The 12,812-nt window shown below is 59.8% G+C and carries 11 protein-coding genes; 9 read left to right on the forward strand and 2 right to left on the reverse strand.

Going from position 1 to position 12,812, the window contains the following annotated elements; genetic code table 11:
• Positions 1–23 precede the first annotated feature (23 nt).
• The gene (locus tag ACYZTU_RS07840; protein WP_461969218.1) at positions 24–488 is read right to left on the reverse strand and encodes a methylglyoxal synthase; all 465 of its coding nucleotides are present in this window, start codon (positions 486–488) and stop codon (positions 24–26) included.
• 30 nt (positions 489–518) lie between these two features.
• Positions 519–1,520 carry a type I glyceraldehyde-3-phosphate dehydrogenase gene (gene gap / locus ACYZTU_RS07845; RefSeq protein WP_461969220.1) on the reverse strand — a complete coding sequence of 334 codons (1,002 nt, stop codon included), beginning with the start codon at positions 1,518–1,520 and terminating at the stop codon, positions 519–521.
• Positions 1,521–1,740: 220 nt separating this feature from the next.
• Here gap and edd point away from each other — a divergent pair, with 220 nt between their 5' ends.
• From edd to ACYZTU_RS07890, 9 genes are all read left to right on the forward strand, one after another.
• Complete coding sequence (gene edd, locus ACYZTU_RS07850) at positions 1,741–3,567, forward strand: phosphogluconate dehydratase (protein ID WP_461969222.1); 1,827 nt, start codon at positions 1,741–1,743, stop codon at positions 3,565–3,567.
• Positions 3,564–4,514 (forward strand): glucokinase, encoded by a 951-nt coding sequence (locus tag ACYZTU_RS07855; protein ID WP_461969224.1) that lies wholly within the window; start codon positions 3,564–3,566, stop codon positions 4,512–4,514. Before edd ends, ACYZTU_RS07855 begins: the two co-directional genes overlap by 4 nt.
• A gap of 158 nt (positions 4,515–4,672) precedes the next feature.
• A complete protein-coding gene (locus tag ACYZTU_RS07860; RefSeq protein WP_010457397.1) occupies positions 4,673–5,404 on the forward strand; it encodes a response regulator in 732 nt (243 codons plus the stop codon).
• The gene (locus ACYZTU_RS07865) at positions 5,394–6,863 is read left to right on the forward strand and encodes an ATP-binding protein (protein ID WP_461969226.1); all 1,470 of its coding nucleotides are present in this window, start codon (positions 5,394–5,396) and stop codon (positions 6,861–6,863) included. Before ACYZTU_RS07860 ends, ACYZTU_RS07865 begins: the two co-directional genes overlap by 11 nt.
• A gap of 155 nt (positions 6,864–7,018) precedes the next feature.
• A complete protein-coding gene (locus tag ACYZTU_RS07870) occupies positions 7,019–8,278 on the forward strand; it encodes a D-mannose isomerase (RefSeq protein WP_461969228.1) in 1,260 nt (419 codons plus the stop codon).
• Between the two features lie 117 nt (positions 8,279–8,395).
• A complete protein-coding gene (locus tag ACYZTU_RS07875; protein ID WP_461969230.1) occupies positions 8,396–9,703 on the forward strand; it encodes an ABC transporter substrate-binding protein in 1,308 nt (435 codons plus the stop codon).
• A gap of 123 nt (positions 9,704–9,826) precedes the next feature.
• Positions 9,827–10,735, forward strand: coding sequence for a carbohydrate ABC transporter permease (locus tag ACYZTU_RS07880; RefSeq protein ID WP_282377280.1), 909 nt, complete (start codon positions 9,827–9,829; stop codon positions 10,733–10,735).
• Entirely contained in the window at positions 10,728–11,573 is an 846-nt protein-coding gene (locus ACYZTU_RS07885) for a carbohydrate ABC transporter permease (protein ID WP_282377279.1), read from the forward strand. The genes ACYZTU_RS07880 and ACYZTU_RS07885 overlap by 8 nt, the downstream gene beginning before the upstream one ends.
• A 3-nt stretch (positions 11,574–11,576) precedes the next feature.
• A complete protein-coding gene (locus ACYZTU_RS07890; RefSeq protein ID WP_461969232.1) occupies positions 11,577–12,737 on the forward strand; it encodes an ABC transporter ATP-binding protein in 1,161 nt (386 codons plus the stop codon).
• The last annotated feature ends 75 nt before the right edge of the window (positions 12,738–12,812 follow it).

Consider the following 12,812-nt stretch of genomic DNA (forward strand, 5'->3'; position numbering starts at 1 on the left):
GTCAAGTATTGATTTGTGAAGGTTTAGGCGCGACCCTGCAGATAGGTCGCGTAGTCGGGGATCCGATGTTCGTGCGCCTGCTCCATCATCGGGCTGCTGAGCAGGTAGTCGGCACTGCATTCGTTGCACGCAACCGGAATGTTCCAGACCGCCGCGACTCGCAATAACGCCTTGATGTCGGGGTCGTGCGGCTGTGGTTCGAACGGGTCCCAGAAGAACACCAGCATGTCGACCCGCTGCTCGGCGATTCGCGCACCGAGTTGTTGGTCGCCGCCCAACGGGCCGCTGATCATGCTCTCCACAGGCAAATCCAGGCGTTGTTGCAACAACAACCCGGTGGTGCCGGTGGCGACCAGTTCATGCTGTGTGAGCCTGCTTTTCTGCCGCTCGGCCCAGTCCAGCAAAAACACCTTGCAGTGGTCATGGGCGACCAAGGCAATACGCTTGCGCGCTGCCATGGTCTTTTGCGTAAAGCTGATACCGATCATCGGTTGCTGCTCCTGCTTTTTCACGGCGGGTTACTCAGCGTTGCACAGCGCCAGGCAGTTATCGAGCATGCGGTTGGAGAAGCCCCACTCGTTGTCATACCAGGCCAATACCTTGAGCAGCTTGCCGCTGGACTTGGTGTGGTTGGCGTCGAAGATCGACGACAGCGGGTTGTGGTTGAAGTCGCTGGAGACCAGCGGCAGGGTGTTGTAGCCAAGAATCTTCGAGTGTTGGCTGGCTTCTTTCAGCAGGGCGTTCACTTCATCGGCCGACGCTTCGCGCTTGAGCTGCACGGTCAGGTCCACCAGCGACACATTGATCACTGGAACACGCACTGCCATGCCGGTCAGTTTGCCCGCCAATTCCGGCAGCACCAGGCCGACCGCTTCAGCGGCGCCGGTCTTGCTCGGGATCATGTTCTGGGTGGCTGAACGTGCGCGGTACGGGTCGGTGTGGTAGACGTCGGTCAGGTTCTGATCGTTGGTGTAGGCGTGAATAGTGGTCATCAGACCGCTTTCGATACCCAGCTCGCGGTGCAACACCTGGGCCACCGGCGCCAGGCAGTTGGTGGTGCACGATGCGTTGGAAATAATCTGGTGCGATTGGCGCAGAATGTCGTGGTTAACGCCATACACCACGGTGGCGTCGGCGCCTTTGGCCGGGGCCGAGATGATCACTTTGCGTGCGCCGGCCGTAATATGCGCGGCGGCTTTGGCCCGGTCGGTGAACAAACCGGTGCATTCGAACACGACATCAATCTTTTCCGCGGCCCAGGGCAGTTCGGCCGGGTTACGAATGGCGCTGACAGAAATACGGTCGCCGTTGACGGTCAGGCTTTCCAGATCATGCTGAACATCGGCGTCGAATGTGCCGTGAACAGTGTCGTACTTGAGCAGATGAGCGTTGATCGAGCTGTCGCCCAAGTCATTGATGGCAACGATCTGCAGATCCTGACGATAACCTTGGGTATACAGTGCGCGTAGGACGTTACGGCCAATTCGGCCAAAACCATTGATTGCGATTCGAAGAGTCATTTAACAGGGCCGCCGTCGATTTGTTGTTGGAATTACAAGATTATTCGCATAAAAATAGAAAACAAGCCTTTTTAATGGCAATATTTTGTTCAATCTACAACGAGTGACCTGAATCAACTGGTCCGACCGAACAAGAAAACCGTCTGTCATCCCATCTACAACGGCTCTTGCTCAGCATAGACAATCAGGTCGCCACATCCGTTAGCCTGGAGTTCTACACATGCATTCCCGCGTCCTTGAGGTCACCGAACGGCTTATCGCCCGCAGCCGCGCCACGCGTGAGGCTTACCTTGCACTGATTCGTGGTGCTGCCAGCGACGGTCCTATGCGTGGCAAGCTGCAGTGCGCCAACTTCGCCCACGGCGTAGCCGGGTGCGGCACCGACGACAAGAACAGTCTGCGAATGATGAACTCCGCGAACATTGCGATTGTTTCGTCGTATAACGACATGCTCTCGGCACATCAGCCGTACGAAGTCTTTCCTGAACAGATCAAAAAAGCCCTGCGTGAAATCGGCTCCGTCGGCCAGTTCGCCGGTGGTACCCCGGCCATGTGCGATGGCGTGACCCAAGGCGAGCCGGGCATGGAACTGAGCCTGCCGAGCCGCGAAGTAATTGCGCTGTCCACCGCCGTGGCGCTGTCCCACAACATGTTCGACGGTGCGCTGATGCTCGGCATCTGCGACAAGATCGTGCCGGGGCTGATGATGGGCGCGCTGCGCTTCGGTCACTTGCCGACGATCTTCGTGCCGGGCGGGCCGATGGTCTCGGGCATTTCCAACAAGCAGAAAGCCGACGTTCGCCAGCGCTACGCCGAGGGCAAGGCCAGCCGCGAAGAGCTGCTGGAATCGGAGATGAAGTCCTACCACAGCCCGGGTACCTGCACTTTTTACGGCACCGCCAACACTAACCAGTTGCTGATGGAAGTCATGGGCCTGCACTTGCCGGGCGCCTCTTTCGTCAACCCGAACACGCCGTTGCGCGATGCCCTGACCCGCGAAGCGGCGCATCAAGTCACGCGTCTGACCAAGCAAAGTGGCGACTTCATGCCGATCGGCGAAATCGTCGACGAACGTTCGCTGGTCAACTCCATCGTGGCCCTGCACGCCACTGGCGGCTCGACCAACCACACGCTGCACATGCCGGCGATCGCCATGGCGGCGGGCATTCAATTGACCTGGCAGGACATGGCCGACCTCTCCGAGGTGGTGCCGACCCTGAGCCACGTCTACCCGAACGGCAAAGCCGACATCAACCACTTCCAGGCCGCGGGCGGCATGTCGTTCCTGATCCGCGAACTGCTGGAAGCCGGCTTGCTGCACGAAAACGTCAACACGGTTCTGGGCCATGGCCTGAGCCGCTACACCATGGAACCGTTCCTCGAAAATGGCGAACTGGTCTGGCGCGAAGGCCCGACCGACAGCCTCGACGAAACCATCTTGCGTCCGGTCGCTCGCGCCTTCTCGCCAGAGGGCGGTTTGCGGGTGATGGAAGGCAACCTCGGTCGCGGTGTGATGAAAGTTTCCGCCGTGGCGCTGGAAAACCAGGTCGTCGAAGCACCGGCCATGGTGTTCCAGGATCAGCAGGACTTGGCCGATGCGTTCAAAGCCGGTTTGCTGGAGAAGGATTTTGTCGCCGTGATGCGCTTCCAGGGCCCGCGCTCCAACGGCATGCCGGAGCTGCACAAGATGACGCCGTTCCTCGGCGTGCTGCAGGATCGCGGCTTCAAAGTGGCGCTGGTGACGGATGGGCGTATGTCCGGTGCGTCGGGGAAAATCCCGGCGGCGATTCATGTCAGCCCCGAAGCGTATGTGGGCGGCGCTTTGGCGCGCGTCCAAGAGGGCGATATCATCCGCGTCGATGGCGTCAAAGGCACCCTGGAGCTTAAGGTGGACGCCGAAGAATTCGCGGCACGCGAACCTGCCAAGGGCTTGTTGGGCAATAACATCGGCAGCGGTCGCGAGCTGTTTGGTTTCATGCGCATGGCCTTCAGCTCGGCGGAGCAAGGCGCCAGCGCCTTTACTTCTGCCCTGGAGACGCTTAATTGAAACTGGCTTTGGTCGGTGACATCGGTGGGACCAACGCACGTTTCGCGTTGTGGAAAAACCAGCAGCTGGAATCGATCCAGGTGCTGGCGACGGCGGACCACGCCAGCCCGGAAGAGGCCATTGCCCTCTACCTGAGTGGGCTTGGCCTGGCGTCGGATTCGATCGGTTCGGTGTGCCTGTCGGTCGCTGGCCCTGTGAGCGGCGATGAATTCAAGTTCACCAACAATCACTGGCGACTCAGCCGCAAGGGTTTCTGCAGGACCTTGCAGGTGGAGCAACTGCTGCTGGTCAATGATTTCTCGGCCATGGCGCTGGGCATGACCCGTTTGCAGCCGGACGAGTTTCGGGTGGTCTGCGAAGGTACGCCGGAGCCGTTGCGGCCGGCGGTGGTGATCGGTCCCGGCACGGGCCTGGGCGTCGGCACGTTGCTGGATCTGGGCGAAGGTCGTTTCGCCGCGTTGCCGGGGGAGGGTGGTCATGTCGATTTGCCGTTGAGCAGCCCACGTGAAACTCAGTTGTGGCAGCACATCTTCAATGAGATCGGCCATGTCAGCGCTGAAACGGCGTTGAGCGGCAGCGGTTTGCCTCGGGTGTACCGGGCGATTTGCGCGGTGGACGGTCATGAACCCGTGCTGAATTCCCCTGAGTCGATTACTGCTGCCGGTCTGGCTGGCGATCCAATTGCCCTGGAAGTGCTTGAGCAGTTCTGCTGCTGGCTGGGTCGTGTGGCCGGCAACAACGTGCTGACCACGGGCGCACGCGGTGGCGTGTACATCGTGGGTGGGGTGATTCCGCGGTTCGCCGATTTCTTCATCGAAAGCGGTTTTGCCCGGTGCTTTGCGGACAAGGGCTGCATGAGCGATTACTTCAAAGGCATCCCGGTGTGGCTGGTGACGGCGCCGTATTCCGGCCTTGTTGGCGCGGGTGTGGCTCTCGATCAGGCTTAAGACCGAGTCGCCTCATTCGCGGGCAAGCCTCGCCCCTACAAGGTCCGCGTAAATCCTGTAGGAGCGAGGCTTGCCCGCGAAGAGGCCGGTACAGACAACATAGATTTACGCACGATCAGGCATAATCCGCCCAATTCACACAACAAGGACGCCTTCCTGTGAGCTCAGTCAACAAGTCGATTTTGTTGGTCGATGACGATCAAGAGATACGCGAGTTGCTGGACACCTACCTGACCCGCGCCGGTTTTCAGGTTCGTACCACGCCCGACGGTGCAGGCTTTCGTCAGGCGATGAACGAGGCTCCGAGCGATCTGGTGATCCTCGATGTGATGCTCCCCGACGAAGATGGCTTCAGCCTCTGCCGCTGGATCCGTCAGCACCCGCGTCAGGCGCAGGTACCGATCATCATGCTCACTGCCAGTTCCGACGAGGCCGACCGCGTCATCGGTCTGGAATTGGGGGCGGACGATTACCTCGGCAAACCGTTCAGCCCACGGGAATTGCAGGCGCGCATCAAAGCCTTGTTGCGTCGCGCGCAGTTCGGTCAGGAGCGTTCGGGCGGTGAAGTATTGGCCTTCGATGACTGGCGCCTGGACATGGTCAGTCACCGACTGTTCCACATTGACGGCGAAGAAGTGATTCTCTCCGGCGCCGATTTCGCGCTGCTGAAACTGTTCCTTGATCACCCCCAGGAAATTCTCGACCGCGACACCATCGGCAACGCCACCCGTGGCCGTGATTTGATGCCGCTGGATCGCATCGTCGACATGGCGGTCAGCCGTCTGCGCCAGCGCCTGCGCGACACCGAAAAACCGCCGCGGCTGATCCGTACCGTGCGCGGCAGCGGCTACCAACTGGCCGCCAATGTGGTTGCCAGCAATGGCCACTGAGTTTCTCCGCAAAGTCGCCGCACGAATCCCCATGCCGCGCTCGTTGCTCGGCCGAATGTTACTGCTGACGCTGCTGGCGGTGCTGTTCGCCCAGACGCTGTCGAGCCTGATCTGGGTCTCGCAACTGCGCGCCACCCAGCTCGAAGGCCTGGTCACCAGCGCCCGTAGCCTGGCCCATTCGATGAAGGCCAGCGTCAGTTACTTTCGTTCTCTGCCGGTAGCGTTTCGGCCATTGGTGCTCGACCAGTTGCGCAGCATGGGCGGCACCCGTTTCGTGGTGACGCTCAACGACAAACCCTTGGGCATGGAAGTGCTGCCGATCACCCCGCGCAAGGAAGCGGTGCTCAAAGCGGTGGACGAAGTGCTGCGCCAGTCGCTGGGCCAGGATACCGATATCTCGGTGACGTTCGTCAGCCCCGAAGACCTGCGGATCTTCAACGGCGGCCTGAAACTCGATGAATTACCTCGCTCCTGGGCCCATTACGCGCTGACCCTGGAACCGGTGAATCCGCCGGTATTGGTCACCCAAATCCAGATGGCACCGGGCGAGTGGCTGTACATCGCCTCGCTGTTGCCCGAGCCCTACACCAGTCTTGAAGAACAAGGCCTGCCGGCGCAGCAAGTCTGGTTCATCGTGCTCACCAGCGGCTTCTTGCTGTTGTTCATCGGTCTGCTAGTGCACTGGCAGAGCCGGCCGCTCAAGCGTTTGGCGCGGGCAGCACGGGACATGTCACTCGGCGCGGAAGTCGAGCCAGTGGCCGAGGGAGGCGGCAGCGAAGTGGTCGAAGTGGGCCGCGCCTTCAATGCGATGCGCGAGCGCATCAGCCGCTACCTGACCGAGCGCAGCCAGTTGTTCAGCGCGATTTCCCATGATTTGCGCACACCTATTACCCGGTTGCGGCTGCGGGTTGAATTGCTCGAAGACGAAAAACTGCAAGCCAAGTTCGGCCGTGATCTGGATGAGCTGGAGCTGCTGGTCAAAGGCGCGCTGCAATGCGTGAAAGACACTGATATCCACGAAAACATCGAACCGGTGGACCTCAACCACGTGCTTGATTGTCTGGTGGAGCCGTATCTGGCGCCTAACGGCAATGGTCGCGTCACTCAACAAGGGCGTGCGCTGGCGGCGTATCCCGGCAAACCTTTGGCGCTCAAGCGTTGCATCGGCAACCTGATCGACAATGCCTTGAAGTATGGGCAGAAAGCGCATTTGCACATTGATGACGACCAGAGTGCGTTCATCCTGCATGTGGACGATGAGGGGCCAGGGGTGCCTGAGCAACGGTTGGAGCAGGTGTTCGAGCCGCACTTTCGCCTGGCTGGGCAGCAGCAGGGTTATGGGTTGGGGTTGGGGATTGCGCGAAATATTGCGCATAGCCATGGGGGTGAGGTCAGCCTGCAGAATTTGCGTGAGGGCGGGTTGCGGGTGACGTTGCAGTTGCCTCGCAGTGTGGATTAGCGATTCCGCGTTATCGTTCTTCGGCGTCAGACCTTTCAACACATTTCTCCAGTCAAATGTCACAACCCAGTGACATAACTCGCCCCCTTCGTTACAAGCCCACCCCCGACCGTTGTTTAGACTGCCCCCAGTCATAACAACAAAAAAGGTACTCCATGGACACCTTCCAACCTGCTTTCAGCAGTTGGCTGAACGCACCTGCCCATCAACAATGGCTCGCCGCTGAAGGCCTGCGCCTGCTGGCGTTTGCCAAGGCTTCAATGCTTCCCGAAGGATTCGGCAATCTCGATGAAAAGGGCCACCTCCCGGCCAACGCTCAAGCCGAAACCATGAACACCGCCCGCATGACCCACAGCTTTGCCATGGCCCACATTCAGGGCTTGCCGGGTTTTGCCGAGCGGGTGGATCACGGTGTCAAAGCCCTCTGCGGTCCACTGCGCGATGCCGATCATGGGGGCTGGTTCGCCGTCCCCGAACATCGCGACGGCAATACCGGCAAGGCTGCCTACCTGCACGCCTTCGTCGCGTTGGCCGCGAGTTCCGCGGTCGTCGCGCAACGTCCCGGCGCGCAGGCCTTGCTCGACGATGCCATCCACATCATCGACACGCATTTCTGGTGCGAGGAAGAGGGCGCGATGCGCGAATCCTTCAACCGCGACTGGAGTGAAGAGGAACGCTATCGCGGCGCCAACAGCAACATGCACGCCACCGAAGCCTTCCTTGCGCTGGCGGATGTTACCGACGACAACCGCTGGCTGTGCCGCGCCCAGCGCATCGTCGAGCGGGTGATTCACGGTCACGCCGCCGCCAACGATTACCTGGTGGTCGAACATTTTGACGGCGACTGGCAGCCGCTTCGCGACTACAACCACGACAACCCGGCCGACGGTTTTCGCCCCTACGGCACCACGCCGGGCCACGGTTTCGAATGGGCGCGGCTGTTGCTGCACCTCGAAGCGGCGCGGGTGCAGGCCGGGATGCTCACGCCAGGTTGGCTGGCCACTGACGCGCAAAAACTCTTCGACCACAATTGCCGCCACGGCTGGAACGTCGACGGGCTGCCTGGGATTGTCTACACCCTCGACTGGGACAATCGCGCCGTGGTCCGCCATCGCTTGCACTGGACTCATTGCGAAGCCAGCGCCGCCGCCAGTGCGCTGCTTAGACGCACAGGCGATGCGCAATACGAAAGCTGGTACCGACTATTTTGGGAATTCTGCGACAACCATTTCATCGACCGTGAAAGCGGCAGCTGGCACCACGAACTCGATCCGCAGAACCGCCCGAGCGCCGATATCTGGGCCGGTAAGCCTGATCTTTATCACGCCTGGCAAGCCGTGCTGATCCCGCGACTGCCTCTGGCGCCAAGCATGGCGACTGCCCTGGCACAGTTATCCCAGAGCGCTCCTGTGTAACCATACGGTGACATTCGGACGTCCCTTCGTTACCTGCGAAGGGACAACTCCTGTTTAGAATCCTATGTAGCGCAAGCACCAGACTTGCATGCATAACAACAAGAAAGGTACTACTAGATGAACGCGATTTCTCGCCTCGCTACTGTCATTTCTCTCGCGTCACTGCTCCCTCTGTCTGCATTCCCGCTGAGTGCGCTTGCCGCCGATTCCAAAGGTTCGGTGGAAGTCGTTCACTGGTGGACCTCTGGTGGTGAAAAAGCAGCGGTCGATGTGCTCAAGGCTCAAGTCGAAAAAGACGGCTTCACCTGGAAGGACGGCGCAGTCGCCGGCGGTGGCGGTTCCACGGCCATGACCGTACTCAAAAGCCGCGCCGTCGCCGGTAACCCGCCGGGCGTTGCACAGATCAAAGGTCCGGACATACAGGAGTGGGGCAGCACTGGCCTGCTCAGCACCGATACCCTGAAAGACGTTGCAAAGTCCGAAGGTTGGGATGGCCTGCTGTCGAAGAAAGTCTCCGACACCGTGAAGTACGAAGGTGACTACGTCGCCGTGCCGGTGAACATTCACCGCGTCAACTGGCTGTGGATCAACCCGGAAGTCTTCAAGAAAGCCGGGATCGAAAAAGCCCCGACTACCCTCGAAGAATTCTATGCCGCCGGCGACAAGCTCAAGGCCGCAGGCTTCATCGCGCTTGCCCACGGTGGCCAGCCTTGGCAGGACAGCACCGTGTTTGAAGACGTGGTGCTCTCGGTCATGGGCGCCGACGGTTACAAGAAAGCCTTGGTAGACCTGGATCAGAAAACCCTCTCGGGCCCTGAGATGACCAAGTCGTTCACCGAGCTGAAAAAACTCACCGGCTACATGGACCCGAACCGCGCCGGTCGTGACTGGAACATCGCCGCCGCCGACGTCATCAACGGCAAGGCCGGTATGCAGATGATGGGCGACTGGGCGAAAAGTGAATGGACCGCGGCCAAAAAAGTTGCCGGCAAGGACTACCAATGCGTGCCATTCCCTGGCACCGAAAAAGCCTTCACCTACAACATCGATTCGCTGGCCGTGTTCAAGTTGAAAGCTGATCGCAAAGGCGACATCGCCGCTCAGCAAGACCTGGCCAAGGTCGCACTGGGTAAAGACTTCCAGAAAATCTTCAGCATCAACAAAGGCTCGATCCCGGTGCGCACCGACATGCTTAACGACATGAGCGGTCTGGGCTTCGATTCTTGCGCTCAAACGGCGGCCAAGGATTTCCTGGCTGACGAGAAGACGGGCGGCCTGCAACCGAGCATGGCGCACAACATGGCCACTTCCCTGGCCGTACAGGGCGCGATCTTCGATGTGGTGACCAACTTCATGAACGACAAGAATGCTGACCCGGCCAAGGCCAGCGCCCAACTGGCATCGGCCGTCAAAGCCGCCCAGTAAGTTCGTAAAACGCCGCAGGTGAATCCTGCGGCACACCCCTGATTGTCGTCGCCCTGCATGCGCCCCCGCTCATGCGGCGGGGGCGTGCAGTCCGGATTCCACTTCTTCACCTGGACATTCCCGATGAGCTCTGTGGCGGTTTTCAGCAAAGCCTCACCGTTCGACGCACTGCAGCGCTGGCTCCCCAAACTGGTTTTGGCGCCGAGCATGCTGATCGTCCTGGTTGGCTTTTACGGTTACATCATCTGGACATTCGTTCTGTCCTTTACCAATTCCAGCTTCATGCCGAGCTACAAATGGGTCGGCCTGCAGCAATACATCCGCCTGATGGACAACGACCGCTGGTGGGTCGCGAGCAAAAACCTCGCGGTCTTCGGCGGCATGTTCATCGGCATCAGCCTGGTGCTGGGGGTGTTCCTCGCGGTGCTGCTGGATCAGCGCATTCGCAAGGAAGGCTTCATCCGCACCGTTTACCTGTACCCGATGGCGCTGTCGATGATCGTCACCGGTACCGCGTGGAAATGGCTGCTCAACCCGGGTCTGGGCCTGGACAAAATGCTGCGTGACTGGGGCTGGGAAGGCTTCCGTCTCGACTGGCTGGTGGATCAGGATCGCGTGGTGTATTGCCTGGTGATCGCCGCTGTGTGGCAAGCCTCCGGGTTTGTGATGGCGATGTTCCTGGCGGGCCTTCGTGGTGTCGATCAGTCGATCATCCGTGCCGCGCAAGTCGACGGTGCGAGCCTGCCGACCATCTATATGAAGATCGTTCTGCCGAGTTTGCGCCCGGTGTTTTTCAGCGCCTTCATGATCCTTGCGCACATCGCGATCAAGAGCTTCGACCTGGTGGCGGCGATGACGGCGGGCGGTCCCGGTTACTCGTCCGACTTGCCGGCAATGTTCATGTATTCCTTCACCTTCAGCCGTGGCCAGATGGGCATTGGTTCGGCCAGCGCCATGATGATGCTCGGCGCGATCCTGGCGATTCTGGTGCCGTACCTGTACTCCGAATTGCGAGGCAAGCGCCATGAGTAATCAACTTGGCAAACCGGCCTTGAGCTTCAGCCGCATCGCTATCTACGCCACCTTGCTGCTGGCCGCTGCGATCTACCTGATCCCGTTGGTGGTGATGCTGCTGACCAGCTTCAAATCACCGGAAGACATCCGCACCGGCAACCTGCTGAGCTGGCCGCAAGTGATTGACGGCATCGGCTGGATCAAGGCCTGGGACAGCGTGGGCAGCTACTTCTGGAACTCGGTGAAAATCACCGTGCCGGCGGTTTTAATCTCCACCTTCATCGGTGCAATGAATGGCTACGTGCTGTCGATGTGGCGCTTCCGCGGTTCGCAACTGTTCTTCGGCCTGCTGCTGTTCGGCTGCTTCTTGCCGTTCCAGACCGTGCTGCTGCCTGCCTCGTTTACCCTCGGCAAGATCGGCCTGGCGAACACCACGACTGGCTTGGTGCTGGTGCACGTGGTCTACGGCCTGGCGTTTACCACGCTGTTCTTCCGCAACTACTACGTGAGCATTCCGGATGCACTGGTCAAGGCTGCACGCCTTGATGGTGCAGGTTTCTTCACGATTTTCTGGAAGATCCTGCTACCGATGTCGATCCCGATCGTGATGGTCTGCCTGATCTGGCAGTTCACCCAAATCTGGAATGACTTCCTGTTCGGCGTGGTCTTCGCCAGTGGCGATGCCCAGCCAATTACCGTGGCCCTGAACAACCTGGTCAACACCAGCACCGGGGCCAAGGAATACAACGTAGATATGGCCGCCGCGATGATCGCCGGGCTGCCGACACTGCTGGTCTACATATTCGCTGGCAAGTATTTCCTGCGTGGGCTGACGTCCGGCGCGGTCAAGGGGTAGAACATGGCAACTCTCGAATTACGCAACGTCAACAAGACCTACGGCGCCGGTTTGCCGGACACCCTGAAAAACATCGAACTGAAGATCGATGACGGTGAGTTCCTGATCCTCGTCGGCCCGTCGGGCTGCGGCAAATCCACCTTGATGAACTGCATCGCCGGTCTGGAAAACATCAGCGGTGGCGCAATCCTGGTGGACGACGCTGACATCAGCGGCATGAGCCCGAAAGATCGCGACATTGCCATGGTGTTCCAGTCCTACGCGCTGTACCCGACCATGAGCGTGCGGGACAACATCGCGTTCGGCCTGAAGATTCGCAAAATGCCGGCCGCCGAGATCGACGAAGAAGTCGCTCGCGTGGCCAAGCTGTTGCAGATCGAACATCTGCTCAGCCGCAAACCCGGCCAGCTCTCCGGTGGTCAGCAACAGCGCGTGGCGATGGGCCGTGCTCTGGCGCGGCGGCCGAAGATTTACCTGTTCGACGAACCGCTGTCCAACCTCGACGCCAAGCTGCGCGTCGAGATGCGCACCGAAATGAAACTGATGCACCAGCGCCTGAAAACCACCACGGTTTACGTGACCCACGACCAGATCGAAGCCATGACCCTGGGCGACAAGGTTGCGGTGATGAAGGACGGGATTATTCAGCAGTTCGGTACGCCAAAAGACATCTACAACAACCCGGCCAATCTGTTCGTGGCGAGTTTCATCGGTTCGCCGCCAATGAACTTCATCCCGCTGCGTTTGCAGCGCAAGGATGGTCGTCTGGTGGCGCTGCTCGACAGCGGACAGGCGCGCTGCGAATTGCCTTTGGGCATGCAAGACGCCGGTCTTGAAGACCGCGAAGTGATCCTCGGCATGCGCCCAGAGCAGATCGTGCTGGCGGGCAACGAGCCGAACGGTTTGCCGACCATTCGCGCCGAAGTCCAGGTCACCGAACCGACCGGTCCCGACACCCTGGTGTTCGTCAATCTCAACGACACCAAAGTCTGCTGCCGTCTGGCGCCGGATGTCGCGCCGGCCGTGGGCGAGACCCTGACCCTGCAATTCGACCCATCGAAAGTGCTGCTGTTCGATGCGAAGACCGGTGAACGCCTGGGGGTGGCCGGTCAGTCTGAAACCAAGGCCCACAGTGCCAATGTCGCCCAATTCAAAGGCCGCTGAAGAACAAGTGTGGGAGCGAGCAAGCTCGCTCCCACTGGGGATGTAAACCGCGTTAGATAAAAACAGTTAATAACA

The organism is Pseudomonas sp. HLT2-19-2, from assembly GCF_054898005.1.

Excerpts from the sequence above, each read along its gene's own strand:
- ACYZTU_RS07840 (WP_461969218.1), bottom strand. The coding sequence starts at position 488 with ATGATCGGTATCAGCTTTACGCAAAAGACCATGGCAGCGCGCAAGCGT.
- gap (WP_461969220.1), bottom strand. The coding sequence starts at position 1,520 with ATGACTCTTCGAATCGCAATCAATGGTTTTGGCCGAATTGGCCGTAAC.
- edd (WP_461969222.1), top strand. The coding sequence starts at position 1,741 with ATGCATTCCCGCGTCCTTGAGGTCACCGAACGGCTTATCGCCCGCAGC.
- ACYZTU_RS07865 (WP_461969226.1), top strand. The coding sequence starts at position 5,394 with ATGGCCACTGAGTTTCTCCGCAAAGTCGCCGCACGAATCCCCATGCCG.
- ACYZTU_RS07870 (WP_461969228.1), top strand. The coding sequence starts at position 7,019 with ATGGACACCTTCCAACCTGCTTTCAGCAGTTGGCTGAACGCACCTGCC.
- ACYZTU_RS07875 (WP_461969230.1), top strand. The coding sequence starts at position 8,396 with ATGAACGCGATTTCTCGCCTCGCTACTGTCATTTCTCTCGCGTCACTG.
- ACYZTU_RS07880 (WP_282377280.1), top strand. The coding sequence starts at position 9,827 with ATGAGCTCTGTGGCGGTTTTCAGCAAAGCCTCACCGTTCGACGCACTG.
- ACYZTU_RS07885 (WP_282377279.1), top strand. The coding sequence starts at position 10,728 with ATGAGTAATCAACTTGGCAAACCGGCCTTGAGCTTCAGCCGCATCGCT.
- ACYZTU_RS07890 (WP_461969232.1), top strand. The coding sequence starts at position 11,577 with ATGGCAACTCTCGAATTACGCAACGTCAACAAGACCTACGGCGCCGGT.